Origin of the sequence: Pleomorphomonas oryzae DSM 16300 (assembly GCF_000422965.1) — a bacterium.
Classification (GTDB): Bacteria; Pseudomonadota; Alphaproteobacteria; order Rhizobiales; family Pleomorphomonadaceae; genus Pleomorphomonas; species Pleomorphomonas oryzae.
On sequence record NZ_AUHB01000001.1, the window covers coordinates 580,829 to 605,813 of the forward strand.

Below are 24,985 nucleotides of genomic sequence, written 5' to 3' on the forward strand. Positions count from 1 at the left end.
CCCTCAGGCATTTCATTACCTCCACCCCTTGGAGGTCCGGCATGCCCTTTCCGTTTTCCCCGAAAGCCCCGGTTGTCGACGCGTTTTGCGTTTTGCTCGCCGGGGGACAGGGGACGCGTCTTCACGAGCTGACATCGACCGAGTGCAAGCCTGCGGTCGCCTTTGCCGGTGGCAAGCTGGTGGACTTCACTGTTGCCAATGTCATGCGGTCGGGCATGGCCCAGCTGTTGGTGGCAACGCAATATCTGCCGGACAGCCTCGTCCGGCATCTCGCCGGTGAATGGCGGCACCAGTTTCCGGGTGGTCTCGAAATCCGGGATGGATGCCATCTGCGGCCCGGTGGTTATCGCGGAACGGCAGACGCCGTGCGGGCCAACCTCGCCGAAATCGCCGCGAGCGGAGCCGATGAACTCCTCGTTCTCTCAGCCGATCATGTCTACCAGATGGACTACCGCGCCATGATCGAAGCTCATCGTGCCGCGGGTGCCAAGGTGACCGTGGCGGTCGATGAGGTTCCCTTGGCGCAAGCCTCCAGTTTCGGTGTGTTGTCCGCCGACGGGAAAGGTTGGGTGACGGGTTTCGCCGAGAAGCCGGCGCGACCCCAGCCGGTGCCGGAAGACCCGACGCGCGCACTGGTCAGCATGGGAGTCTACGTGCTGGACCGCCGCTGGCTGGCTCAGCTGCTAACTTCTGAAGGGGCCATGGACGATTTCGGGCAGGACATCCTGCCGGAAGCGGTGCGTCAAGGATCGGCGCAAGTCTATTGCCCGTCATCGAACATCGAGGGCGCATTTTACTGGCGTGATGTTGGCACGCTCGACAGCTATCGGCTCGCCCAGCTCGATTTTCTCGATCCGGCAAAGGCGCCCATTGCGCTGCCCACCGCCACGGTCAAGCCATCGCGCCAGATGCTGCAGGCAGCTGAATACGGCACTATTCTGCTGCCAGGCGCCCGCCTCGGCTACAGAGCTCGCGCCAAACGGGCCATTCTCGCCCCCGGGTCGTATGTTCCCGACGGCCTCGCCATCGGTGAGGATCCGGAAGAGGATCGCCGCTGGTTCCGCGTCACCTGCAACGGTACCTCACTGGTCACACCCGCCATGCTCGAGCGGCACCGCGAAGAGCGTCCGCGCTTCCATCTGGTCGCCGCCCTACCCTTCCTGTCGCCATGAAATTGCTGACCTCCCCCACGGCGGGCGCCACCTGACGCCAGCCAATATCAACCCAACCATCAACGAGGACATGAATGATGAACACCCCCTCGTCCGGGGCATCGCCCCACTATCCCAACTATCCGAAACCGCCTTTTCCGAAGCAAACGCAGGAGCTGCCCGGCAGCTTCAAGGTGATGGACCCCAAACCCGACCATGGCGAACAAAGCTGGCGGGGAGCCGGCCGGCTCGAGGGTATGGTCGCCCTGATCACCGGTGCCGACAGCGGCATCGGCCGGGCGGTCGCCATCGCCTTTGCCCGTGAAGGCGCCGATATTGCCCTCTCCTTCCTGGAAGAGCGAGAGGATGCCGCCGACACAGCCCGTCTCGTCACGGACTGCGGCCGCCGCTGCCTGCAGCTTCCCGGCGACATTTCCGAACCCGCCAACTGCCGAGAGATGGTCAGGCGGGTGGTGGCCGAACTGGGCCGCATCGATGTTCTGGTCAACAATGCCGCCCATCAGGATACCTTCGAGGCGCTGGAGGATATTCCGGACGAGGAGTGGCAGCGGACCTTCGCCGTCAACATCCACGCCATGTTCTATCTCGCCAAGGCGGCGGTGCCACATATGCAGCCGGGCGCATCGATCATCAACACGGCGTCGATCAATGCCGACACGCCCAGCCCCAGCCTTCTCGCTTACGCGACCACCAAGGGGGCGATCCAGAACTTCACCGGCGGCTTGGCGCAACTGCTTGCCGAGAAGGGTATCCGGGTGAACTGCGTCGCGCCCGGCCCGGTGTGGACGCCGCTGATCCCGGCCAGCATGTCAGCTGAGAAGACATCGCAGTTCGGCGCCAATTATCCGATGAAGCGGCCGGCACAGCCGGTGGAACTGGCTTCGGCCTATGTGATGCTGGCCGAGCCGATGTCGAGTTACGTCTCCGGCGCCACTGTTGCGGTGACTGGCGGCAAGCCGCTGATCTGAGACAAGCGCCATCCCTCCAGGGACATAAGGCCCGCTCCCGTCCGGTCATGTGCCGGGGAGCGGGCCGTTTTCTTGAAATAATCCGAAAGGCTTGCCCGCCATGGCAAGCCGGAACAATCGGCCGGCCAGCTTGTTGTCAGTCACCCCGACGCTTTGGCGTCGCTCATCAGCAAGGAGGCCGGATCATGACATACGGACGAGACGACCGAGACTTACCCTCGCGCAGCCAGCATGACGACCGACAGAGACTGACCGGCCGCTGGGTACAGGACGACGAAACGGGCTATCTGCGCCGGCGGTTCGAGGACGACGACCAGAACGAAGCCTATCCAGGCAGCCGGGGCAACCAGGACTATGAGGATCGGCGGAACTGGGGCAACGCCGGCGGTTACTATGGCGAACCCAATCGCCGTCCCGATCGAGCCGGCGGTCATGCCTTCGACTTCGCTCGCCGGGATTCCGGGCGTTCGGACCTCGACGGCCGAGACGACAACCGCCCTGATGGTGGCCAGGGCCGCTTCCGCGATCAAGGCTACCATACGCGAGCCGGCTATGACGGCCGTGCGGAAACCTTCAATGGCGCGCGTCGCGGAGAATGGCCGCAGACAAACACATGGTGGACCGATCGCTATGACGACAGGCCCTCTGATCAAGGGCGAGACGCCATGCGATCTGGTTCGTTTCGCGGAAAAGGGCCCAAGGGTTATGTCCGCTCGGATGAGCGCATCAAGGAGGATGTCAGCGACCGGCTGAGCGACGACGATACGCTGGACGCCTCGAATATCACCGTCGAGGTCTCGGGCGGTGAAGTAACGCTCTCCGGTTATGTCGACTCGCGACAGGCCAAACACACTGCAGAGGAGTGTGCTGAGCAATGCGCTGGCGTCACCCATGTTCAGAACAATCTGCGGGTTGGCACCGGCGCAAGTGCCGGTCGGGACTCGACGAGCTCCGGCAGGGATCTGTTGCATGACAGGGCGAAAGCCACAGACGCTTAAGCTTCACCTCGCAGGTTTCGGGTCGCGCCAGCGACTTGAAACCTGCGCCAAAAGGCGTGCAGGAAAATCACACTGATGATTTTATCGGAAATACCGGCCTTGGCGCTTCGTCGGGTAATGTGATTTTCAGATTGTCCGCCTATGCTGTGGTTACCATGTGTCCGAATCCTACCTCTTCCGATGCCTCATGCGGCGGACAATCCCTGGAGAACGACGACCTCTCCGGATTGCAAACCGCCGCACGGCGTCTCATAGACACGATCGCCGCCGAGCCTGTGCCCGAGCGGCTGCGTGAATTGGCGGTCGAGCTCAATAAAGCTCTGGCTCGCCAACAGGAAAAAGGTACGGCGGGGGATCCGTCAGCGTCCGGCTGAACTCCGAAGACTTCAGACCTTCAAAGACTTGCCGCCGCGCAGCGCACGGCGGCTTCTCTGTTTGATGCTGGTGCCGGGTGGTCGGATTGGCTATCGGCACCTGCCGCCGGCATCACCGACGAGCAGGAAGGCCGGCTTCGTCGCGGGCAAGGAAGATCCGCGTCGTCTGGTCGAGATGATCAAACAGCCAATCCGCCATATCCTGCTCTTCGGTCAGATTTTGCTCGAAGATTGCCATTGCCGTGGTGTCCTCGAGCACAGCGGCCGTCGAGATCAGGACTTTGTAGGCTGCCACTTCCATCTGTTCGAAGGTGTAGCTTGCCATGACGCCCTTGATGACCTCGTCGTCGGCGAACATGCCGCTCAGCGCTTGCCCAAGGGCGGTCGCCTTGCCGAGCGTATCCTTCACCAGCGAGGCACCGCTGTCGCGTCCCTCCAGCAGTTTCTTGAGCGCTTCAGCCTGACGTTCCGTCTCGGTGACATGCTGTTCCATCCGGGCGCACAGGACCGGGTAGTTCTCCAGACGCGACAGCATGCCGCGCAGCATGGTGAGGGCCTGCTCTTCCATGGCATGGGCGTCACGGACGCCATGCCAGATAATGTTCACGGATATCGTCCATGGGATTTACTCTCCTCGGTTATGGCGACACGTCTCGTCATGCGTCTCGGGGAAGAGAAGAAAGGCCTGCTCTTTTCGCTGTCAGCGTTGGTCACGCTCTTGCAGCCACCGCTCGCAATCGGTTTGCCTTGCGGCATACGGAGAATCCAACCGACAAGGGCGCGAGAAGTTCCACCTGCTCGGCTTTGCTTCGGAAAATTGGCGGGTGCTATATTTCCTCGCCCATGGCGGCACGCAGCATTTTGCGGCCGCGATTGATGCGGCTTTTGATCGTTCCGATGTCGCAGTCGAGGATTTCGGCGGCGTGCGCGTAGCTTTCCTCCAGCACCACCACCAGTACGATCGCCTCCCTGTAATGGACGGGGAGCTCCTCCAGGGCTTGCTCCAGTTCCTTGATGCGCACCTGCCATTCCTGATGGGGCGACACGGTGGGCTGCTGCGATGCGCAGTCTTCGTCACCCGTCCGCTCTCTCGCCCGCTTGATGCAGTTGGAGTAGAAGCGGTTCCGCATGATGGTGAACAGCCACGCCCTGAGATTGGTACCGGGCGTATAGCTGGAAATATTCTCGATCGCCCTTACCAGGGTTTCCTGAACCAGATCGTCGGCATCGGTAGCATTGCCGCAAAGGGAGCGCGCAAAAGCGCGCATGGCCGGCAAATAGGTAAGAATATCATCGGACATCATGATGCGCTTTGAGTTTCGAGCCGATATGGAACCACGCGAGCGATTCCGAGTTCGGCCATCCACCTCGAATGGACGAAACACCCTCAACTGAATTCAGCAGACGGGAAACGGTTCCGTGGTCCGCTTCAATTGGCGGAGTTTTCACGCGCCTCTTTATGAGCCCCGATACTCACGAAAGCCCTCGGGGCGGCCATGGAACTATTGCTGAAGCGAGACGTTGACTAGGCGGTGCCGAGATGTGGCAAACGCCATCTCCGCATTCTCCAAAGTCGCCGGCCGGTTGCCGTCTCCCGGCTCCACTAGACCGGCAGTGACCCCCAACGTCCGAGGAGATTCCGATGAAACTCGCCTCACTTTGCATGGCCACTGTTCTCGCTTTCGGCGGCAGCGCTTTTGCCCAGACCACGCCGGCGCCGGCCGCTCCGAAGGCGAGCGATCCAGCAACGGCCGCACCTGATCCGGCCGCCCCCACAGCGCCGAATACGCCGCCGGCCCAGACGACCCCCAACAAGGGTGATCTGACGCCGGGCGCCAACAGCTTCACCGAAGCCCAGGCGCGATCCTGGCTCGAAGACGCCGGCTACACCGACATCAGCGGTCTGGTCCAGTCCGAAGACGGCATCTGGCGCGGACATGCTCGCCATAACGGCGCAACCGTCAGCGTAGGCGTCGACTACAAGGGCACCATCAGCGCGCAATGAAGCATCGCCTTCATTGCCGGCAAAATCTCAATCACTCCAATCCCCTGGGAAGGATAGCATCATGAGCACCCATACCCGACTTTACGACAGCTGGTCCGACGCGATGGCCGTGGTGGACCGGCTCCGCGCAGCCCGAATTTCCAATGACGATATCTCGGTGATCTCGCCCGAGAGCGAAGACAACGACATCAGCGATGGCGCCGAAGCCACCGCGGCCGGCTCCGGCATCGGCGCGGTGCTGGGTGGCGGCGCCGGTGCGCTCGCCGGCGTCGGCCTGCTCGCCATCCCGGGCCTTGGCCCGATCGTTGCCACCGGTTGGTTCGTATCGACGCTCGCAGGCCTCGCGGCCGGCGCGGTTGCCGGCGGCGTGGCCGGCGGCATCGTCGATGCCCTGACCAGTTCGGGCCTGTCGTCCGAGGAAGCCGAGGTCTATGCCGAGGCGATCCGCCGCGGCGGCACCATGGTCACGGTGCGCGCCGAGGACAGCCAGGATGCCCTGGTCGCCCGCCTTCTCGATGAGACGCCGCCCGTCAACATCGCCGAGCGGGAACGTGTTTATCGCGAGAGCGGTTGGACGGGCTACGAGCCCAGCCCCAACATGACCTCGCCGGTTGACGATCCCACGCGTCGCCCGCCGCTGATCTGACGCGCTTGGCGATATCTGCCGAGTGAAGGCGGGGCCGTGCCTCGTTTGATCCCGGCAGAATGGTCTACCGCCCGCTCCATCCCCAAGGGGGTGGGACGGGCGCTGTCTATCAAACAGGTATCATTCATTACTTTGCCGGCTTATTTTCTAGAAAAATGGATGCGGCTCGGTTCATTTGGGGAACCCGGCCTCATCTCCTGGCGTTGATCATCGGATGACGGCACGAGCCGAATTTCCGTTCCCATCTCTGTCAGTCCCGTCTGTCGGGAGGATTTGATGCGTCCAGTTTCCCGTGAAGACGCTGACCGTCTCGATGCCATCCGGCGTGCTAATCAACGGCGGCGCGTTTCGGTCGTCGAGGCTTTCGATCTCACCCCACATATGCGGCGGGTCGTCTTTAGGGAGCTGGAGCCTTCCGCGTGTGAGCCGGCGCGCCCGGCCGAGTGGATCAAGCTGCATGTGCCGACTTGCGGCCAAGGCAAGAAGCACGGCCGGGCCTACACCATTCGTGAGCGGAGAGAGGGACAGCTCTCGATCGACATGGCGCTGCACGGCGGCCTTTGCGCCAGTTGGGCGCGGCGGGCCCGCCCTGGCGACTTGGCGGAAGTCTCCGGACCGCGGCCGGGGTGCAAGCTGGCCTGGCCACCGGGCAACGTAGTTCTGGGGGTCGACGAAACCGGTCTTTCCGCAGTCGCCAGCATCCTCGCCAACCTGCCACGCCAAACACGGGGCATCGTTTGGCTGGAGGTACCCGATGCCAGAGACATTCAGCACATCGAAGCTCCGCCCGCCGTCTCAGTGCGCTTTCTGCCTCGCAAGATGACGCCGCAGGGACAGCTGTTAATTCAGGCCATGCGCGAGGCACCGGTTTCGCCGGCCGCAGCGGTCTGGGTGGCGGCGGAACGCGCCGCCGCGCTGGAGTTGCGCGAACACTTCGAAACCATGCTACCCCGCGAGCGGGTCCACACCTCCGGTTATTGGCGCATGCCGTTCAGCCAGTCTGGAGATTCGAGTGCTTTCTCCGCAAAGACGAGGGCAGCATGAGCCGTACTAATCCTTCGGGCTCGTTTTCCCGGATCGCATCGGCGCTTTCCGAGTGGTCGGGGCGGCCGATGACCTTCGCCCTGGCGCTGACTCTGATACTCCTTTGGGCAATCGCCGGCCCGTTCCTCGGCTTCTCGTCGGTTTGGCAGCTCGTCATCAACACGCTGACGACCGTCGTCACCTTCCTGATGGTGTTCATGCTGCAGAATTCTCAGAACCGCGACGGCAAGGCGCTGCAGGCCAAGCTCGACGAGCTCATTCGCAGTTCGAAAGCGCGCAATACATTCGTCGGCATCGAGAAGCTCGATGAGGAAACGCTTCACGAGGTTTGCGCCACTCTGCCGGACCCGACGAAGGCGGACAGCGAAGCGGCGATGCTCGACGCCGGCTTCGCCAAATCCAGCTGAGGCCGGCGTGGCAACGTCAAGGCTGCTCGGCAATGCCACGCTGGCGCAGCCAATCCCGCATTTCAGAGATTTCGTGCGTCTGCGCATCGATGATCTCGCGGGCGAAATGCTGGTTCTGCGGGTCCTTGCCGAACTTGAGGACCGTTTCGGCCATATCGATCGCTCCCTGATGATGCGGGATCATGCCGCGCACGAAAGCGGTATCGGGATCCGGGTCGGCGATGCCGTTCATCATCGGGCCATGCATGCGATCCATGGCGGCGCGATAGGCGGCCTCGGCAGTTGCCGCGTTGGAAACGCCGTCGGTCGTACCCGTGGCGTCGTGGGGATGCTCGGCATTCGGCGTATGCGTCAGATGCTCGACCGGTGCCGTTCCGACCCTGCCCTCAGCCCCGTAAATGGCAATGTGCAGCCCCCAGTATCCCGTCACGAAGATCACCAGCGCCGCCGCCAAGCCGGCCGGCACGCCGACGAGCGCCTTCTTGGCCGCCGGCAGGAAATGAACCTCGCGGGTACGGTCGGCGGCAATGGCGACGATGATCGCCATGATCAGCGCGTGACCGATCAGGTCGATACGGCCGAAGGGATAGACCGCGGCGTTGAAGATGACGAACAGGGCGATGGCCGACAGGCGGCGCACCAGCGGCGTCCAGATCAGGCCGAAGCCCATGGTGAACTCGGCGACACCGGCCATGGGAATGAAGACGTCTCGCGGCATGCCGAAGGTCAGGAAGGGCTTTTCCACGACCAGCGGGTAGAACCAATCGGGATAGGCGAACTTCTCAAGGCTCGACCACATCAAGGCGATGGCGACGCCCCAGCGCAGCACCTCGAAGCGGCGCGCCCGCCATTCCGGGTTCGGCAGCGCCTCGAGCACCAGATAGCCGGCAACGCCGACGCCGAGCGCCAGATAGTCCAGAAGGTGGAAGATGTCATAGTCACGCAACGCCAAGAGCCAGAGGCCGATGATGCCGGCGGCGGCAAGCGGCTGGGTGCGGCGCGAGAAGATCAGCGCGGCGATCAGCAGCTGCATCCACGACACCCACTCGGCCGGCGTCTTGAGATCGGGCGTCAGGTAGACACCGCCGGTGGCGAAGATGGCGACGAAGAAGGCGCCGATGACCACGCGGACGAAATCATCGAGCCGCGGCCAAAGCGGGCCGGTGGCCGTGTCGAGGCCACGGAGGATCACTTCACCGGCTGGCGACCGCTCGATGAGGCGGGTGGCGAGGAAGAACACCAGAACGAGGACGATGCCGGTCCAGAACCAGGTGTTATGCAGCGTTGCTGCCACCGGCTGCGGCGGCGCGCCGACGATGAAGGGTGCAAACCATTTAACGTGGGCAGCGGCGGGCGAGATGGCGAGCATGGGCGACGCGACGGCGCCGAACAGGGGGACAAGGATCTTAGCGGGAAATGACGGTCTCATCGCGGCTCTCCATCAACGCTGGGGCACTCGCTTGACGACCAGATGTTTCAATCTGGTCGGCGAATGCTCTCGGGCTCGCGCCTTCCAGCGATCCGGCTGACCGAAATGCCTGTTGCTTACGGATCGCCACAGGCTCAATCCAGCCTGAGCACGGTCACGGAAATCAACGAACGCTGCCCGTGCCTCGACTTATCATAAATATGAGAATCATTCTCAAGTTAGCAGTAGCCCTCACTTGATTAGAACGCTTCCTAATTGCAGGAGGCCTAAGTCTGGTCTGCAAGAAGGCCCGAAGCCATGGCCCGAAAGGCTTCCAACGCCTTGGGCAGCACCTCTTCGGGGCGATCGCTGGCGGCAATCCAAAGGGCGGCATTGAGGGCGGCTCCGCTGACAAGCCGCGCGGCCGCCTCCGCGTCGAGCGGCTTGACGACGCCCTGTTCGATGAGCCGCTCCATCGCCTGCCTAGTGACCTGCAGACAGCGACTCTGGCTTGGCCATTGCGAGGGATCGCCCAGGACCGCCGGACCATCGAGGAGAACGATGCGCTGGACTTCGGGATCGAGAGCCATCTCGATATAGGCGTCCCCCTCGGCAAGCATGGCTTGCCAGTCGTCGCTCTCCCGAGCGCCGATCTCCTGGGCGCGCGAGGCCATCTCCGAGTCGATCTGGTCGACGACGGCGGCCAGCAGCCCGCGCTTGTCGCCGAAGTTATGATAGAGCGCGCCGCGCGTCAGGCCGACGCTGGCCGTCAGCTCGTCCATCGAAGCGGCGGAATAGCCTTTTTCGGCAAAAGCCTTCCGCGCCGCCACGATCAGCTTGGCGCGGTTCTCCTCCATGGTTTCCAAACGTCGCTTGGCCATCGTCTCCACCTCAATTCACATACGTTCCGTATATGAACTTGACATACGATGCGTATATGACTTAACTCACATACGCATCGTATATCAAACGAAGCAACGCGAGAAGCTCTCCAGCCGCCGGCGAGCCTTGCAAACCCCAGCCATCCATGGAGAGATCGAAATGGCCCAGCGCGACGCCGTCTTCCCCGCCAACAGACACGCCCTCTACGAAGAGCATGGCTATTCCGCCGCGATCCGCACGGGCGACCTGCTGTTCGTCTCCGGACAGGTCGGCAGCCGCTCGGATGGCTCGCCCGAGCCGGATTTTCACCGACAGGTCGAACTGGCCTTCGAAAACCTTGGCGCAACACTGGCAGCGGCGGGCTGCACCTTCGACGACATCGTCGACGTGACGACCTTTCACACCGACCCGGAAAACCAGTTCGGAGCGATCATGGCCGTCAAGCAGCAGATCTTCAGCGAGCGCCCCTACCCCAACTGGACGGCCGTCGGCGTGACCTGGCTGGCCGGCTTCGATTTCGAGATCAAGGTGATCGCGCGGATTCCCGCTGCGGCAGAGGCGTGACGCCTAGCGCACCGGGTATTTCGGGGCCGCCCGAGCGCCCCGCTTTTCCGATCGCTAGCTGGCCGAGGAAAAAAACACATCGGTGGCAGAAATGCGCGAACGGGTTCCTTCCGCACCGGTTGATCGGAAGGCACCCACTTCCCGACGCGGACGATAACTCCTATCACTCGATTATATCCCCGCGTTTCCTCCTGACAGTCCGGGTAGCAAGTTCGTATTCAAAAGACTGTGGTCTACGCATCCATTCCCGGCGGGCCTGCGGATCCCCATCTCGCGCGAACGTCTCTGAAAACCTGAGAGCGTCCTTATAGCAAGGACCATCAATCAAGGCCTTTCCAACGGTTCCCGCATCGGAGCGACCGTCATCAAAAGATGCTTGGTTACGAGCTACGCACAAGACAAGCTGGCGCCCTAGTTCCCTCTGCTCCGGGGTACCCGGGTGTTCTGTACCATCTGACGGCGTTGTGTTCGTCACGCAAGACGCCGCCAACAACGAAATTCCTACAACAGCCAATACAACGCGCATTCCACCCCCCTCAGGTCCACACAACCATAGCGCAAGACTAGCTGACGGTCATTGAGGTTTACTGCGGCTCAACACTTCCGCTCTCTGAACGCGCACGGCATCTCAAACCGGCCAGCCCATATCCCTAGGCGCGCGGCTTGCGCCTTCTCCTGCTCGTCGGCATATCGGCCCTTACTGTACCTAGGCCAGTTGACCGCATAGCCGTTGGCAACAAGCCAGCGGTTGACATCAGCACCGTCAGCCCGGCGGCAAACCGCAACAACGCGCTCGTAGCTCCTGCCCGTCGGGCTGCATCTGGTCGGCATGGAAGCATCCAGAAACGTGGTATGAGCGTTGGTGCCCACTCACCCGCAGCGATATCGCTTACCTGCTCCTTTGGATGAAGCGCCCAGCCGCGCATGGTTGCCCTGAACCAAATTCCAAAAGGTGGAGCGAAAGGTGGAACGATTAGGCCCAGGTGACGCCTAAGTTCTTGCCTTATAAAAAAATCCTGTTGGAGAATGGTGCCTGAGGGCGGAATTGAACCACCGACACTACGATTTTCAGTCGCATGCTCTACCAACTGAGCTACTCAGGCACTTGCCGCGATCCACTGGGCGTTTGGTTGCGTCCAACGGCGAAGCACGGGCCTTATAGATAGTCCGCGCGGACCTGTCCAGTGGGTTTGGCCGGAAAAATGAACTACGCCGGCAAGGTTAGGAAAGGCGAGCTATTTCAAGGGGGAAGGCCACCCCGCCCCAAGCGGGTCTTCCGGCCTTGGGTGGCTCAGTTGCGCTCGTCGCTCTCGTCGGGTGGCGGCAGATCGTCGTCTTCGACGACGGGGATCGAGTAGGCGCCCTTCAGCCACCTGTTGAGGTCCACGTCCTTGCAGCGCTTGCTGCAGAACGGGGTGAAGATCGGATCGGTTGGTTCGCCGCAATTGGGGCAGCGGCTGCTTTTGGGCGCGACCATCAGGCGAGTGCTCCATCGGTCCAGCGCGCCCGCACGGGATAGCGGGCGGATTCGAGCAGGTTGGCGGTCTCATGCAGCGGCAGGCCGACCACCGAGGAATAGGAGCCGGACACCGAGGCGACGAAGGCGCCGGCAAAACCCTGGACGGCATAGCCGCCGGCCTTGCCCTGCCATTCGCCGGAGGCGAGATAGTCGGCCATTTCCTGGGACGACAGACGCTTGAAGCGGATGCGCGTCTCGACCAGCTTTTCCCTGAGGCCGGAGGGCGTGGCGAGCGCCAGGCCAGTAAAGACGCGATGCGTCCGGCCGGACAGCAGCGCGATGCAGCCTTCCGCATCGGCGAAGGTCTCGGCCTTCGGCAGGATGCGACGGCCGACGGCCACCACCGTGTCGGCGGCGAGCACCAGCACGTCGCGCCCCGGATAGTCCTGGAGCGGCACGCGGTGGGCGGCCACCTCGGCTTTGGCACGGGCGAGACGACGGGCGAGGCGGCGCGGCAGTTCGGCGCGGCCGGGGGTCTCGTCGACGTCGGCCGGCAACAGCAGGTCGGGCGCGATACCGAGCTGGTTCAGCAGAGCCACGCGGCGCGGGCTCGCAGATGCCAGAACCAGGACGGGACGATTGGTCATCAGCTCACCTTCGGTGGCTTGGAGACAGCCGCCCGCCTCCCGGATCGAGCCGGGGCGGTTCGCCGCCTCCTCACGCCGCTCACTTGAAGCGATAGGTGATGCGGCCCTTGGTCAGATCGTAGGGCGTCATCTCGACCAGCACCTTGTCACCGGCCAGAACGCGGATGCGGTTCTTGCGCATGCGGCCGGCGGTGTGAGCGATGATTTCATGGTCGTTCTCGAGACGAACGCGGAAAGTCGCGTTGGGCAGAAGTTCCGAGACGACGCCTGGAAACTCCAGGACTTCTTCCTTGGTCATGCGGGCATTGATCCGTTTTCGGGAATTGGTGGCGGATAACTATCCGAAATGCGCCGCAAAATAAACCACCTCGGCCGAAAAACGCTCAGAAAAGCGAGCAGATAACCGGTGACGAGGGTCGATGACGCATCGATCAGCGGTTCTCGGCCGCCGCCCCCTCCTCGATCACGCCTTCCCGGCGCGGCTCGAAGGACGGCTTCCAGGCGAGTCGGGCCTTGATCCGAGCCATCAATTGGTCGCGGACGGCGCGATATTCGTCGAGAATGCGCTCGCGCGAACCGGTCGCCAGCGTCGGATCGGCGGTGGGCCAGTATTCGGCTTCGACGGAATTGTAACGCGTGTATTCGAGGGCCTTGTGATAGGCATCCGGGGCGAGCGAGATGATGAGGTCGAAGTTACTGTCCTCGAGATCTTCGAAGGTCTGCGGACGGTGGCGGGAGATGTCGAGGCCGATCTCGTCCATCACCGTCACGGCGAAGGGATCGAGTTCGCCACGGCGGGCACCGGCGGAATCGACGAAGATCTTGCCCGGAAACAGATGACGGGCGATGGCCGCCGCCATCGGCGAGCGCACCGCATTGAACGAACAGGCAAACAGCACCGCGCCGGGCTGCTTTCCCTCCGTTGCTGTTTCCACGTCGTCCGTCATGAGCCTCCCATCAGGCAGCCCGAGCTCCCGCTTCAGCCTTTCCAGTGCAAGACGGCGATCAGCGTGAACAGGCGCCGCGCCGTCAGTTTGTCGATGACGATCTTATCCGCCAGCTTGTCGCAAAGAATCTGGGCGCCCTCGTCGTGCAGCGCCCGCCGGCCCATGTCGATCGCCTCGATCTGGCTCGGCGTCGACACCTTGATCGCCTCGTAATAGCTGTCGCAGACCAGATAATAGTCGCGGATGATCCGGCGGAAAGGGGTCAGCGACAGGATGTGGGTGGTCACCGGTTCGCCATCGGCCCGGAAGATCTGCAGCACCAGGCGGTTGGATACCAGCGACAGGCGCAGGACGAACTCGCCGCCCGGCGCGCCCACCGGTTCGAAGGAATTCTGCTCCAGCAGATCGAAGATCGCCACCTGCCGCTCGTGATCGATTTCGCGCGAAATCTGGCCGAGTGATGCCGCGTCGAGGGTCACCGATACGAGGCGCCCGGATATACTGGCGGTGTCGGTCACGACTGTCCTCCGCAAAATGGTCGTCGAGGCATAGCACGACCATCCTGTCTCACGAAGCCAGCAAAGGTCGACCCGGACAGGAGTTTTACGCATGCCTCCGTTCACCGGCGGCTGAGCCGCCCGGCGGGCTCGGCGACGCTTGACTCCGGCCACGCCCGGCAACACATAGCGGACGCGCGCCGGCTTTCCGGCCCTTATCATTCATATGAGCGAGACCATGACGCAAACGGAACGTCACAGCTTCGAGGCCGAGGTTTCCCGCCTGCTGCACCTCATGGTGCATTCGGTCTATTCCAACAAAGATATCTTTCTGCGCGAGCTGATTTCCAACGCCGCCGATGCCTGCGAGAAGCTGCGCTACCTGTCCATCGCCGAGCCTCAACTCGCCAGTGAAGGCGGCTTTGCCATCACGCTGTCGGCTGACAAGGACGCCAAGACGCTGACGGTTGCCGACAACGGCATCGGCATGAGCCATGACGAGCTCAAGGAAAACCTCGGCACCATCGCCCGCTCGGGCACCCGAGCCTTCCTGGACGGCCTTGCCGACAAGGCCGAGGGACAGGCGCTGATCGGTCAGTTCGGCGTCGGCTTCTATTCGGCCTTCATGGTGGCGAGCCGCGTTCGCGTCGTTTCCCGCAAGGCCGGCAGCGAGGAAGCCTGGGCCTGGGAATCGGATGGCGCCGGCACCTTCGAGCTGACCCAAGTGGAGCTTGCCGACGCGCCGACGCGCGGCACGGTGGTCGAACTGTTCCTCAACGACGAATCCCTGACCTATGCCGAGGAGCACACGCTCGAACGTATCGTCCACGAGTATTCGGCGCACGTGCCGGTGCCGATCCGGTTCAGCAAGGGCGAAGAAACGCGCGACCTGACCGACGGCTCGGCCCTCTGGGTCAAGCCGAAGTCCGCCGTAACGGCCGAGGAATACAAGGAGTTCTATCACCACGTCGCCACCGCCTGGGACGAACCGGCGCTGACGCTGCATTACCGCGCCGAGGGGCGGCAGGAATATAACGTGCTGCTGTTCGTGCCGCGCGACAAGCCGTTCGACCTGTTCGACCCCAGCCGCAAGGGCCGGGTGAAGCTCTATGTGCGGCGCGTGTTCATCACCGACGAGGCGGACATCCTGCCGGCCTGGCTGCGCTTCGTGCGCGGCGTGATCGACAGCGAAGACCTGCCGCTCAACATGTCGCGCGAGATGCTGCAGAAGAACCCGGTGATCGAGACGATCGCCAAGGGTGTCACCGGCCGCGTGCTGAGCGAACTGTCGAAGCTGGCCGAGACCGACGCCGACCTGTTCCAGAAGGTATGGTCGTCGTTCGGCGCGGTGATCAAGGAAGGCCTCTACGAGGCGCCGGAGCGCCGCGACGAGCTGTTCAAGGTCGTCCGGTTCAAGACCACGACCTCCGGCGACACCTGGCGGTCGCTCGCCGATGTCGTCAAGGACTTCAAGGAAAACCAGACGGCGATCTACTACGCCCTCGGCGAGGACGAGAAGCAGGTGCTGGCGTCGCCGCACCTTGAGGGATACGCGGCGCGCGGCCTGGAAGTGCTGCTTCTCACCGATCCGGTGGATGCCTTCTGGGTGCGCACCGCGCTTGGCTTCGAGGGCAAGCCCTTCAAGTCGGTGACGCAGGGCGAGGCGGACCTCGACGCCGTCAAGCCGATCGAAGAGGACAAGAGCGAAAAGCCGGGCGCCGAGGTGGCCGGCCTCGTCGCCACGCTGAAGGAAGCGCTGAAGGACGACGTCTCCGACGTTCGCACTTCGGCCCGCCTTGCCACCAGCCCCGTCTGTCTCGTCGCCTCCGATTTCGGCCTCGACCGCATGACCGAGAAGCTGGTCGCCCGCCAGGAGGGCAAGGCGGCGCTCGGCAAGCCGGTGCTGGAACTCAACGCTGGCCACAGCCTTATCAAGGCGCTGGCGGCCAAGGCGGCGGCCGGCGATACCGCAGCGGTGGCGGCGGCGGCGCCGCTCCTGGTGGGGCAAGCGCGCATCCTCGACGGCGAAGCGCCGAGCGATCCGGCGGCTTTCGCCGCTTCCGTTGCGACGCTGCTCGAAAAGAGTCTCGCCTGAAAGAGTTAGGGGCGGGAGGGCATATCCTTCCGCCCCGCTTACCTTCTCGCGACCGACCCGAGATACCGGCCGCCTTCAAATTCCCGCATGTTTTCCTGTAGGATCACTACAGCCCCAAGAAAAATCAAACGGAGATCCAAAGTATTCGCCAAACTGTCTGGGTGGAAATACTTCCTTAACAAACCAAGCATGTAATCTCCCTCGACGCATAGTGCTTCGAGGCCTTTTATGACTATTTCCCTCAAGACTTCTCTGATGGCGACCATCATCGCACTTCTACTGATGACGTGCGGCCTCGGATGGGTTGCTGTCACTCAACTTTCGGCTGCCAACGAGCGGATCAGCGAATTCGCCGACCACAAGCTGCCGTTGGTCAGAAGTCTCGGCGAGATCCGTTATGCGACGACCCGCCTGCGTGTCCGCTCCGCCCGGCTTGCCCAGATCACCGATGCCGGCGAACGCCAAAAGGCCAAGGATCTCGCCGACCAATCGATCGGCGACGTCGACAAGGCCGTGACTGAGTATTCCGGCCTGATTGCCGGTCTCCCGAAGCAGCAAGAGGTGCTGGCCGCCTTCAAGGCCAACTGGCCGACCTATGTCGAGATGCACAACGGCATCTATCAGAAGATGGTCGACGGCAAGGGCGATGAGGCCTCGACCATTCTCAACAAGACGTCGCAGCCACCGTTCAATGCCGTCATTGCCGCGCTGCAATCGGGTATCGACCAGGTCAATGCGGACATCGCCACGGCTCAGGCCGAGGCCATCGCTGACTACAATCAAGCCTTTGCGCTGACCGCCGGTACGGTCACCGCTGGCATCATACTGGCGCTTGGGGCGCTTGCCTTCGTCTACTACGGCGTGGTGCGGCCGCTGCACCGCATTACCGCCGCCATGGGCGGCGTTGCCGGCGGCGACCTCTCCACCGCCATTCCCTATGCCGAAGCCAAGAATGAAATCGGCGAAATGGCGTCGACGCTGAAGGTGTTCCGCGACGGCCTGATGGAAACGGAGCGGTTGCGGCTTGCCAGCGTCGAGGCCGAAAAGCGCAATCGCGAGCAGCTCGTCGCCGAGCGTGTCGCCATCGCCGACCGTTTCGAGGCCGCCATGGGCACACTGGCCGAAGGCTTCGTGCAGTCGTCCAACGAAGTGGCCGATTCCGCGCGCAACCTCGCCTCGACCGCCGAGGAGACCAGCCGGCAGGCACAGGCCGTCGCCGGTGCCGCCGAGAGCGCCTCGGAAAACGTCCAGACGGTGGCAGCCGGCACCGAGGAACTGTCGGCCTCTGTGCGCGAGATCACCTCGCAGGTGACCCGCTCGGCCGATATCGCCCGCAGCGCCGCCGGTGAAGCTCAACGGTCCAGCGAGAACGTCAAGACGCTGTCCGCTTCGGCCCAAGGCATCGGCGAAGTGGTCGAATTGATCCGGGCCATCGCCGAACAGACCAACCTTCTGGCTCTCAACGCGACCATCGAGGCGGCGCGGGCCGGCGAGATGGGCAAGGGATTTGCCGTCGTCGCCTCGGAGGTGAAAAACCTCGCCGGCCAGACGGCCAAGGCCACCGAGGAGATCGCGCGCAAGATCCAGGAAATGCAGGCGGCGACCTCCGTCACCGTCGACAGCATCTCGCTGATCGTGTCGACCATCGGCACCATCCAGGAGGTGACGCAGTCGATTGCCGGCGCCGTCGAGGAACAGGGCGCCGCAACATCCGAGATCGCCGGCAACACCCAAAGGGCGGCCAGCGGGGCAAGCGACGTGACCGAGAACATTTCCGGCGTCGGCACGGCGGCCGAGATGACCGGTTCGGCAGCCACGCAGTTGATGGGCCTCTCCAGCGTGCTGCAGACGCAGGCAGCCAGCCTGAAGGGCGAAGTCGCGAGTTTCGTGAAGGGCCTCAGAGCGGCCTGATCCAGCGCGGCGAGCAATATTGGAAGGCGCGGCGAAGGTCGCGCCTTTTTACTTGTCATTCTCGCACTTTGGCGCGTTGCCGGGCGTACCGGTCAGGTCTACCTTTCCGTTACGGACAGAGGTTCCGCGGCAGACAGGGAGAGTGCCATGAACAAGAATGTCGGCTCGACCGATCGCCTCATCCGGCTCATTGCCGGCGTCATTCTACTCATCATCGCCGTACCTTCGCTCGCCGGCATGGCCTTCGTCGGCCTTGGCGGCTGGGCATGGCTCGTCGGCCTTATTGGCGTTGCGCTCGTGGCAACAGGCTTGCTCAACTTCTGCGGCGCCTACGCGCTTCTCGGCATCAACACCTGCAAGACCGGCCAGTAATACCAAGATGCATTGAAGATGCCTTTTGGTATTCCGTTTTGCCGATTTCTCATGCACTTGACGCAAATGAGAAATCGGCAATCCTCTCAATGAGCGGACGCGTCAGCATCTTCGCGAATTGGCATGAGGTTACTCGAGGCGGATCGACACGCTCCGCGCATGCCCGCCGAGGCCTTCCACTTCGGCAAGGGTGATGGCGGCCGGGCCGATCTGCTTCAGCGCAGCCGGCGGCACATTGAGAAGCGACGTGCGCTTCATGAAATCGAGCACGCCGAGACCCGACGAGAAGCGGGCCGAGCGGGCCGTCGGCAACACGTGGTTGGAACCGCCGACATAGTCGCCCACCGCTTCCGGTGTGTGGTGACCTATGAAGACGGCGCCGGCGTTACGGATGCGGGCAAGCATGGCTTCTGGATCGGCGACGGCCAGCTCCAGATGCTCGGGCGCCACGCGGTCGCTGAGCGGCACGGCCCGATCGAGACTTTCCACCAGGATGACGGCGCCATAATCGCGCCAGGAGTCGCCGGCGATGCCGCCGCGCGGCAGCGCTGCCAGTTGGCGCTCCACCGCCTGTTCCACCGCGTCGGCCAGCGCCGCGTCGTCGGTGATCAGGATGGACTGCGCCGCCTTGTCGTGCTCGGCCTGGGCCAGCAGGTCGGCTGCCAGCCAGTCGGGATCGTTGTCGCGATCGGCAATCACCAGCACCTCCGACGGGCCGGCGATCATGTCGATGCCGACGGTGCCGAAGACGCGGCGCTTGGCGGCCGCCACATAGGCATTGCCGGGCCCGACGATCTTGGCCACCGGACGGATGGTCTCCGTGCCGTAGGCCAGCGCCGCGACCGCCTGGGCGCCACCGATCCGATAGACTTCATCGACACCGGCCAGCCGGGCGGCAGCCAGCACCAGCGGATTGACGTCGCCACCCGGCGTCGGCACCACCATGACCAGACGATCGACGCCAGCCACCTTGGCCGGCACGGCGTTCATCAGCACGCTTGAGGGGTAACTCGCCGTACCGCCGGGCACATAGAGGCCGACCGCCTCGATCGCCGTCCAGAGCGAGCCCAGCTCGACGCCGATGGCGTCGGTGTAGCGATCGTCTCTAGGCTTCTGGCGCTTGTGATGGCTCTCGATACGGTCGCGGGCGAGCTTCAGCGCCTCCATCACCTCGGGCTTCACGGCCGCGACGGCCGCGTCGATCTCCGCCTCGGACACGCGGAGGCCGCGCGAGCGACTGTCAAAACGGTCGAGCTTTGCCGTCCACTCATGAAGCGCCGCATCGCCACGCGCACGCACGTCGGCGATGATATCGGCAACGGCGGCATCGACATCGGCCGACACCTCGCGCTTGGTGGTCAGGAAGGCAGAAAAGCGTGCCTCGAAGTCGGGCGCGCGGTCATCGAGGCGGAGTGCCACGGGTCTCTCCAGCAGAATAGAGATCAGACAACGTCAAGCGAGATCGTGACTCGGCTGATGCTCGGTGGACCAGGCGGCGCCGAGATCGGTGAGGCTCGCCTCGATGCATTCAACGTCGAGCCGCATCGAACCGCCGCCGGCGAATTCGAGGAAGATCTGTCCCGAAGGATCCTCGTCCTTGCCTTCGAAGCGGATGGTGAGCAGGCTGACGATGGCATCGGGAAAGTCGCGACGAATATGCGCCGACTTGACCGTCTCGACGCGGGCGAAATGCAGGAGGCTGCGCCGGCGCTCCTTTGAGCGACGGCTGGCCTTCTCCCAGGCGAAGCGATTGAGTTCCAGGGTGAGGCGATGCTCGGCCGGCCGCCAGACGATGTCGCCGACCTTGCCGACGGCATCCTGCGCGTGGGCGGCGATCACCTTGAGGTCTTCGGCATCGAGGGCCGCAAGTTTCAGCATGTCCATGGAGGGTTGTCCGCTCCTGTCAGGGCGGCGGGCGGCAAGATGACCTCGCCCCGCCGAGGTTGCCTTGAGATAGGGCGGATGAGCTGGCGAAGCAAGGCTCTGCCATATTTCGAACGGCTGGAAACAGGCCGACTCGCTCCGATCGTGGCGGCGCCCTTCAGACCTGACCGGCCATGGCCTCGACGAGTTGGTCGAAAGCGGTGTTCCAGCCGTCGTGAAAACCCATGTCCTCATGCCGCTGGCGCGCCTTGGCGCTGGCGTGCATGACGTGTGCCCGGTAGCGGGTGCCACCCGCCTCCTCTGCAAAGGTCAGGTCGGCTGTGAAAACGAAATCGGTATCGCTCGTCGGCTGGGCATGCGGCCGGAAACCGACGGTGAGCGCAGACGTCCAGACCAGCCGGCTGTCCGGTTCAACAAGAAGATAGCAGTGGGTTCCGGTGACCTCGATGCCCTCAGGCGAGCGCATCACCGTGGCGAACTTGCCGCCGGGCCACAGGTCGATCTCGCAGTGCACGGCTTCCCAGGGGCGAGGGCAAAACCACTTCACGAGCGTGTCGGGGTCGGTCCAGGCCTTCCAGACGAGCCGCCGTGGCGTCGGCACGACGCGCTCCAGCGCGAGATCGAGTTCGGGGTTGAAGGCGTCGATGAGCGTCATGGCGTCCTCCCAGAACACGGCAGAGAGCCGCGGGGCGCCATTATGCCGGAGCCGACCGGCATATCAACGTCGGGTCGCCGAACCGGAGCGCCAGCCCAAGGGAGATCATGGCGTCAGCTTGTAGACCACCATGCCGCTCGCCGGAGCGAAGCCATCGTAGAGATGGCGGGCGGGGTTGTCCTCGCGCGTATGCCAATAGAGCCGGTTCCAGCCCTTCGTCTTGGCGAGGGTCCGGATATCCGCAATCAAGGCCCGGCCGGCGCCTCGGCCGCGGCATTCCGGATCGACGTAGAGATCCTCAAGATAGCAATGCGGGGTTAGCGCCCAGCTGCCCTCATGCAGCAGGCAGACTGCGAACCCGACGACCGCGCCATCCGCCACGGCAAGGCGGCAGAACACCGGGCTGGCCGGATCGAGGATACGCGCCCAGGTATGGGCGGTCACTTCGTCCGGCACCGTCGAATCGAGATGGGCGAGATAGCCCGCCCAGAGGCGGCGCCAGGCGCCCTCATCACTGGCTTCGGCTTCGCGAACGGCGACGTCCATGGCGATCAGCCGCTGATCCGCTCGATCACGGCGCCGCAGCGGCCGATCTTGTCCTCCAGCCGTTCGAAGCCACGGTCGAGGTGGTAGACGCGGTTGATGATGGTCTCGCCCTCGGCGGCAAGGCCGGCGATCACCAGCGACACCGAGGCGCGAAGATCAGTGGCCATCACCGGCGCGCCCTTCAGGCGCTCGACACCCTCGACGGTGGCGACCTGCCCTTCCAGGCTGATCCGCGCACCAAAGCGAGCGAGCTCGGCAACATGCATGAAGCGGTTCTCGAAAATGGTCTCGGTGATCCGGGCGGTGCCGCGTGCCCGCGTCATCAGCGCCATGAACTGCGCCTGCAGGTCGGTGGGGAAGCCGGGGAATGGATCGGTGACGATATCGGCAGCAACGATGCCGGCGCCGTTGCGGCGCACGCGCAGGCCGCTGTTGGTCTCCTCGATCTCGGTACCGACCTGGCGCAACACTTCGATCGGCGCTTCCAGCAACGAGGCCTCGGCGCCTTCCAGCAGCACGTCGCCGCCGGTCATCGCCACGGCCATCGCGTAGGTGCCGGTCTCGATGCGGTCGGCGACGACCCTATGGCGGGCGCCGCGCAGGCGATCGACGCCCTCAATGACGATGGTGGAGGTGCCGGCGCCGGAGATCCGAGCGCCCATGGCAACGAGGCAACGCGCGAGATCGACGATTTCCGGCTCGCGGGCGGCATTCTCGATCACCGTCTCGCCCTTGGCCAGCGTCGCCGCCATCATGATGACATGGGTCGCCCCCACCGACACTTTGGGGAAGACGACGCGGTTGCCGACGAGGCCGCCCGGTGCCGTCGCCACCACGTAGCCGCCCTCGACATCGATGTTGGCGCCCAGCCTCTCAAGGCCCATCAGGAACAAGTCGACCGGCCGCGTGCCGATGGCGCAACCGCCGGGCAGCGACACCCGCGCCCGATGCATGCGGGCCAGAAGCGGGCCGATCACCCAGAAGCTCGCCCGCATGGTGGAGACCAGCTCGTAGGGGGCGGTGGTGTCGGTGATCGAGCGGGCTGTCAGCGAAACGGTCTGGCCGGTGAGCAAGCCTTCGCCCTGGCGCTTGCCGTTGACGCCGTAATCGACGCCATGGTTGACCAGAATGTTGGTGAGCTGGCGCACGTCGGCGAGCCGCGGCACGTTCTCCAGCGTCAGCGTCTCGTCGGTCAAAAGGCTGGCGATCATCAGCGGCAAGGCCGCGTTCTTGGCGCCGGAAATCGGAATGATGCCGTTGAGCGGATTGCCGCCGACGATCCTGATCTTGTCCATCTTCACCTCGGGCCGGCGATGCCGGCACTCTCGTGTTCTGTCGCGCCCTACGCGTCACTCTTCGCCGGAATCGTCCGACGTCTTGTCGTCCGGCCGGGCTGTGGCAAGCCCGGCCCGCTGATCGGCTTCGCCGGCGCGGCGACCGCGCGCCTGCGCCTTGCGCTTCAGAAGGTTCTCGCGCAAGGCCTCGGCCAAACGCCGCTCCCGTTCCGCCTTGGCGTCGCGTCCCGCGCCGCCCTTTGCCGTGCCGTCATCGCTCGCCATGATGCCGCGTCGTCCTTTTCCGGCCTTCCTTGCGATCCTTTTGTTCGCCTTTCAAGGGATTTCGTCGGCAAAGCCGGCTTTTCCCCGCGACCGCCGCGCCGCACGGACCGGCGGACGCTTTTTAGCGGTCGATTTCGTCTTCAATGGGGTTGCGTGGGGGGCAGAACTATGGCAGGAGAACGCCCGTCCACGATGACCGGCCTCGGCCCCCTCGACGGACAAACGATGCTGCGGTAGCTCAGTGGTAGAGCACTCCCTTGGTAAGGGAGAGGTCGAGAGTTCAATCCTCTCTCGCAGCACCATTAATCCCTTGAAATCACTGATCTTTTCCTGGGAGTTCCACGGGTTTCCGGGACAAAACGGGCTAGCACGCTGCTAGCACGAGGTTGTCCTGCTTATTATTCAATAAGTTAGCGGTAGCGTGCAGCGTGCTTTTAGCACGCACCTAGCACACCGACGCAGCACAGTAATTCGCTGGTGGCGATCCATGGATCAGCCCAAACTGCCCTATGTCGTGTTTTCCCGGGTCGATAGCCCGAGCCTCTGGGTTCGCCTCTCCATACTGGACAAGGGCAGAAACGCATTTGCCTCAAGACCTCCAATGAGGAAGAAGCCAAGCGACGCGCCGAGATCGACTATCAACGTGCCCTCTGAGCGCTAAGCGAGGCACGTAGCCTTGCCGAGGTCGGTGTTGAGGCCGGAGAGATCCTGCTTCTGGTTGTCGAGGGTGAGCGTCCCCGGCGTCAGCGTCGCCAGCGCCCGGCCGGAGTCCCCCTCCTTGGCCGGTTGGCTGACCGAGGGTGTCGGCGCGCTGACCTTGCCGTCAAAGCCGATGCCGACGGAAAGGCCATAGCCGGATGACGACGCCTTGGAGACGTTGTCGAGGTTGGAATAGATCAGGTGATCAGCCGAAAGGGCGTTGTTGTCCCTGTCCGCTGACGAGGCGATGACACCGGCCTTGAGATCCACCCCGCCGCCGACCGCCACGTGATAGCCGCCGGCGCCGGCCACGATGCCACTCTCTTCGCCGACGTTGGCAAAGTCGCCCTTCACCGTGCTGCGATTGGCGCCGACCGTGACGCCGCTCGACGAGATGCCGCCCGACACCGACGTGCTCTTCTCGCGATAGCGGGAGGCATCCTGCCGGCTTTCGATGGCAAGATCGCCCCCACGTTGGCGATCACCGTCTCGCCGGTCACCACCACGCCCTTCAGCGAGGTGTCGTTGCCGGAATTCAGCGCCACCGTGCCGGTGCAAGTCACATGGCTGTCGAGCTCCTGGCTCGATGTCGCCGCCGTCTTGCTGTTGCTGTAGGCGGCGTTGGCACTGACCGACTCACTCTTGCCAACAGAACGCCCGCTTGGCTCTTCAAGAGAAGTATATTTTATACAAAGCCGCTATCAAGAATTTTTGATATCAATTCATTTACAAACATAAATTATTACCTCAACAATAATTCATATACTTTAATTCGAAAAGGCCACATCCCTTCCGTTTGCTCACCAAATAAAGATAAAAAATCAATTTTCGACATTCTTTTGTGTACTTTTTCTTCCGTTGGACTCCCGTCAAGGGCATAGGTCTCCCCGCATCGATCACAGCACAAAAGAATATGGCCAAGCCTATCTTGGCCGTAGAATGTACGAGCATCACCGCAGCATGGCGGCTCAAAATCCGAAAATAGGAAGAAGTACTCTTCTAAAAGACGCGACAAATTGAAAACAAAATCAGATCCCTTACCATTCTCGAATATATTGTAGCTTCTATCTATCTGGTCCTGAGTGTCGTTGAACGGACAAAACTCAAATACATCTTCCGTCGAGAAATTCTTGTGTCCAATCTTCTCTATGTAATCCTCAGCCTCTCGCAGTTTCTCTCTGCGCAGTCTCGATACATAGCCAAGAAAGAATGAAAGTTGATCTCGACGCGAGTTAAGCTTCATTTT

31 protein-coding genes and 2 tRNA genes are annotated in these 24,985 nt (G+C 63.1%); 13 read left to right on the top strand and 20 right to left on the bottom strand.

The window, feature by feature from the left end; genetic code table 11:
* The first annotated feature begins 41 nt into the window (after positions 1 to 41).
* The 4 genes from G522_RS25275 to G522_RS29890 all read left to right on the top strand — a co-directional run bounded on the left by G522_RS25275 (position 42) and on the right by G522_RS29890 (position 3,512).
* The gene (locus G522_RS25275; protein ID WP_051228152.1) at positions 42 to 1,172 is read left to right on the top strand and encodes a sugar phosphate nucleotidyltransferase; all 1,131 of its coding nucleotides are present in this window, start codon (positions 42 to 44) and stop codon (positions 1,170 to 1,172) included.
* Between the two features lie 74 nt (positions 1,173 to 1,246).
* The gene (locus tag G522_RS25280; protein WP_281168421.1) at positions 1,247 to 2,140 is read left to right on the top strand and encodes an SDR family oxidoreductase; all 894 of its coding nucleotides are present in this window, start codon (positions 1,247 to 1,249) and stop codon (positions 2,138 to 2,140) included.
* A 185-nt stretch (positions 2,141 to 2,325) separates the two neighbouring features.
* Entirely contained in the window at positions 2,326 to 3,138 is an 813-nt protein-coding gene (locus tag G522_RS30430) for a BON domain-containing protein (RefSeq protein ID WP_051228154.1), read from the top strand.
* Positions 3,139 to 3,173: 35 nt separating this feature from the next.
* On the top strand, positions 3,174 to 3,512 hold the full coding sequence (locus tag G522_RS29890; protein WP_156886795.1) for a hypothetical protein: 339 nt from the start codon (positions 3,174 to 3,176) through the stop codon (positions 3,510 to 3,512).
* 112 nt (positions 3,513 to 3,624) lie between these two features.
* Here the strand turns inward: G522_RS29890 and G522_RS0102705 are convergent, their stop codons facing one another.
* Complete coding sequence (locus tag G522_RS0102705) at positions 3,625 to 4,119, bottom strand: ferritin-like domain-containing protein (protein ID WP_026789728.1); 495 nt, start codon at positions 4,117 to 4,119, stop codon at positions 3,625 to 3,627.
* 220 nt (positions 4,120 to 4,339) lie between these two features.
* Positions 4,340 to 4,816 (bottom strand): sigma-70 family RNA polymerase sigma factor, encoded by a 477-nt coding sequence (locus G522_RS0102710; RefSeq protein WP_245586574.1) that lies wholly within the window; start codon positions 4,814 to 4,816, stop codon positions 4,340 to 4,342.
* Between the two features lie 338 nt (positions 4,817 to 5,154).
* Here G522_RS0102710 and G522_RS0102715 point away from each other — a divergent pair, with 338 nt between their 5' ends.
* The 4 genes from G522_RS0102715 (at position 5,155) to G522_RS0102735 (ending at position 7,614) form a co-directional block, all read left to right on the top strand.
* A complete protein-coding gene (locus G522_RS0102715) occupies positions 5,155 to 5,517 on the top strand; it encodes a hypothetical protein (protein ID WP_026789730.1) in 363 nt (120 codons plus the stop codon).
* Between the two features lie 61 nt (positions 5,518 to 5,578).
* Positions 5,579 to 6,163 (top strand): hypothetical protein, encoded by a 585-nt coding sequence (locus G522_RS0102720; RefSeq protein WP_026789731.1) that lies wholly within the window; start codon positions 5,579 to 5,581, stop codon positions 6,161 to 6,163.
* A 276-nt stretch (positions 6,164 to 6,439) separates the two neighbouring features.
* On the top strand, positions 6,440 to 7,207 hold the full coding sequence (locus G522_RS25290; RefSeq protein ID WP_084632663.1) for a siderophore-interacting protein: 768 nt from the start codon (positions 6,440 to 6,442) through the stop codon (positions 7,205 to 7,207).
* Positions 7,204 to 7,614, top strand: a complete 411-nt coding sequence (locus tag G522_RS0102735; protein ID WP_026789733.1) for a low affinity iron permease family protein — start codon at positions 7,204 to 7,206, stop codon at positions 7,612 to 7,614. Before G522_RS25290 ends, G522_RS0102735 begins: the two co-directional genes overlap by 4 nt.
* A gap of 16 nt (positions 7,615 to 7,630) precedes the next feature.
* On the opposite strand, the gene copM is transcribed toward G522_RS0102735, so the two are convergent.
* Positions 7,631 to 9,043: a CopM family metallochaperone gene (gene copM / locus G522_RS0102740; RefSeq protein WP_051228156.1), complete on the bottom strand. Its 1,413-nt coding sequence runs from the start codon at positions 9,041 to 9,043 to the stop codon at positions 7,631 to 7,633.
* Between the two features lie 266 nt (positions 9,044 to 9,309).
* On the bottom strand, positions 9,310 to 9,903 hold the full coding sequence (locus tag G522_RS0102745) for a TetR/AcrR family transcriptional regulator (RefSeq protein WP_026789735.1): 594 nt from the start codon (positions 9,901 to 9,903) through the stop codon (positions 9,310 to 9,312).
* Positions 9,904 to 10,063: 160 nt separating this feature from the next.
* Between G522_RS0102745 and G522_RS0102750 the strand changes: the two genes are divergently transcribed.
* Complete coding sequence (locus tag G522_RS0102750) at positions 10,064 to 10,468, top strand: RidA family protein (RefSeq protein ID WP_026789736.1); 405 nt, start codon at positions 10,064 to 10,066, stop codon at positions 10,466 to 10,468.
* A gap of 594 nt (positions 10,469 to 11,062) precedes the next feature.
* On the opposite strand, the gene G522_RS25295 is transcribed toward G522_RS0102750, so the two are convergent.
* From G522_RS25295 to G522_RS0102785, 7 genes are all read right to left on the bottom strand, one after another.
* Complete coding sequence (locus G522_RS25295) at positions 11,063 to 11,299, bottom strand: thermonuclease family protein (RefSeq protein ID WP_051228159.1); 237 nt, start codon at positions 11,297 to 11,299, stop codon at positions 11,063 to 11,065.
* A gap of 196 nt (positions 11,300 to 11,495) precedes the next feature.
* Positions 11,496 to 11,571 (bottom strand) — tRNA-Phe (locus G522_RS0102760).
* A gap of 188 nt (positions 11,572 to 11,759) precedes the next feature.
* Positions 11,760 to 11,945: a DNA gyrase inhibitor YacG gene (locus G522_RS0102765; RefSeq protein ID WP_036837638.1), complete on the bottom strand. Its 186-nt coding sequence runs from the start codon at positions 11,943 to 11,945 to the stop codon at positions 11,760 to 11,762.
* Entirely contained in the window at positions 11,945 to 12,574 is a 630-nt protein-coding gene (locus G522_RS0102770) for a Maf family nucleotide pyrophosphatase (RefSeq protein ID WP_026789738.1), read from the bottom strand. The genes G522_RS0102765 and G522_RS0102770 overlap by 1 nt, the downstream gene beginning before the upstream one ends.
* A gap of 79 nt (positions 12,575 to 12,653) precedes the next feature.
* The gene (gene infA, locus G522_RS0102775; RefSeq protein ID WP_026784394.1) at positions 12,654 to 12,872 is read right to left on the bottom strand and encodes a translation initiation factor IF-1; all 219 of its coding nucleotides are present in this window, start codon (positions 12,870 to 12,872) and stop codon (positions 12,654 to 12,656) included.
* A gap of 133 nt (positions 12,873 to 13,005) precedes the next feature.
* Complete coding sequence (locus G522_RS25300; RefSeq protein ID WP_051228161.1) at positions 13,006 to 13,521, bottom strand: arsenate reductase ArsC; 516 nt, start codon at positions 13,519 to 13,521, stop codon at positions 13,006 to 13,008.
* A gap of 32 nt (positions 13,522 to 13,553) precedes the next feature.
* Complete coding sequence (locus tag G522_RS0102785; RefSeq protein ID WP_026789739.1) at positions 13,554 to 14,039, bottom strand: UPF0262 family protein; 486 nt, start codon at positions 14,037 to 14,039, stop codon at positions 13,554 to 13,556.
* Between the two features lie 205 nt (positions 14,040 to 14,244).
* Between G522_RS0102785 and htpG the strand changes: the two genes are divergently transcribed.
* The 3 genes from htpG (at position 14,245) to G522_RS0102805 (ending at position 18,396) form a co-directional block, all read left to right on the top strand.
* Positions 14,245 to 16,113 carry a molecular chaperone HtpG gene (htpG, locus tag G522_RS0102790; RefSeq protein ID WP_026789740.1) on the top strand — a complete coding sequence of 623 codons (1,869 nt, stop codon included), beginning with the start codon at positions 14,245 to 14,247 and terminating at the stop codon, positions 16,111 to 16,113.
* 228 nt (positions 16,114 to 16,341) lie between these two features.
* Positions 16,342 to 18,024, top strand: coding sequence for a methyl-accepting chemotaxis protein (locus G522_RS0102800; protein ID WP_026789741.1), 1,683 nt, complete (start codon positions 16,342 to 16,344; stop codon positions 18,022 to 18,024).
* 147 nt (positions 18,025 to 18,171) lie between these two features.
* A complete protein-coding gene (locus G522_RS0102805; protein ID WP_026789742.1) occupies positions 18,172 to 18,396 on the top strand; it encodes a YgaP family membrane protein in 225 nt (74 codons plus the stop codon).
* Positions 18,397 to 18,525: 129 nt separating this feature from the next.
* On the opposite strand, the gene hisD is transcribed toward G522_RS0102805, so the two are convergent.
* From hisD to G522_RS0102835, 6 genes are all read right to left on the bottom strand, one after another.
* Positions 18,526 to 19,815, bottom strand: coding sequence for a histidinol dehydrogenase (gene hisD, locus G522_RS0102810; RefSeq protein ID WP_026789743.1), 1,290 nt, complete (start codon positions 19,813 to 19,815; stop codon positions 18,526 to 18,528).
* A 33-nt stretch (positions 19,816 to 19,848) separates the two neighbouring features.
* Positions 19,849 to 20,280 carry a DUF2948 family protein gene (locus tag G522_RS0102815; RefSeq protein WP_026789744.1) on the bottom strand — a complete coding sequence of 144 codons (432 nt, stop codon included), beginning with the start codon at positions 20,278 to 20,280 and terminating at the stop codon, positions 19,849 to 19,851.
* Between the two features lie 157 nt (positions 20,281 to 20,437).
* Positions 20,438 to 20,935, bottom strand: a complete 498-nt coding sequence (locus G522_RS0102820) for an SRPBCC family protein (RefSeq protein ID WP_026789745.1) — start codon at positions 20,933 to 20,935, stop codon at positions 20,438 to 20,440.
* Between the two features lie 105 nt (positions 20,936 to 21,040).
* Positions 21,041 to 21,481 carry a GNAT family N-acetyltransferase gene (locus tag G522_RS0102825; RefSeq protein WP_026789746.1) on the bottom strand — a complete coding sequence of 147 codons (441 nt, stop codon included), beginning with the start codon at positions 21,479 to 21,481 and terminating at the stop codon, positions 21,041 to 21,043.
* A gap of 5 nt (positions 21,482 to 21,486) precedes the next feature.
* Complete coding sequence (gene murA, locus G522_RS0102830; RefSeq protein ID WP_026789747.1) at positions 21,487 to 22,776, bottom strand: UDP-N-acetylglucosamine 1-carboxyvinyltransferase; 1,290 nt, start codon at positions 22,774 to 22,776, stop codon at positions 21,487 to 21,489.
* Between the two features lie 54 nt (positions 22,777 to 22,830).
* Complete coding sequence (locus G522_RS0102835; protein ID WP_051228167.1) at positions 22,831 to 23,040, bottom strand: hypothetical protein; 210 nt, start codon at positions 23,038 to 23,040, stop codon at positions 22,831 to 22,833.
* A gap of 227 nt (positions 23,041 to 23,267) precedes the next feature.
* Between G522_RS0102835 and G522_RS0102840 the strand changes: the two genes are divergently transcribed.
* Positions 23,268 to 23,342 (top strand) — tRNA-Thr (locus tag G522_RS0102840).
* A gap of 355 nt (positions 23,343 to 23,697) precedes the next feature.
* Here G522_RS0102840 and G522_RS0102845 read toward each other — a convergent pair.
* The 3 genes from G522_RS0102845 to G522_RS0102855 are packed head-to-tail and all read right to left on the bottom strand — an operon-like array spanning position 23,698 to position 24,982.
* The gene (locus G522_RS0102845) at positions 23,698 to 24,147 is read right to left on the bottom strand and encodes a hypothetical protein (RefSeq protein WP_026789749.1); all 450 of its coding nucleotides are present in this window, start codon (positions 24,145 to 24,147) and stop codon (positions 23,698 to 23,700) included.
* Positions 24,090 to 24,428, bottom strand: a complete 339-nt coding sequence (locus G522_RS29385) for a hemagglutinin repeat-containing protein (protein ID WP_084632665.1) — start codon at positions 24,426 to 24,428, stop codon at positions 24,090 to 24,092. Before G522_RS29385 ends, G522_RS0102845 begins: the two co-directional genes overlap by 58 nt.
* Positions 24,429 to 24,481: 53 nt before the next feature.
* Positions 24,482 to 24,982, bottom strand: coding sequence for a hypothetical protein (locus tag G522_RS0102855; protein WP_026789750.1), 501 nt, complete (start codon positions 24,980 to 24,982; stop codon positions 24,482 to 24,484).
* Between the last annotated feature and the right edge of the window lie 3 nt (positions 24,983 to 24,985).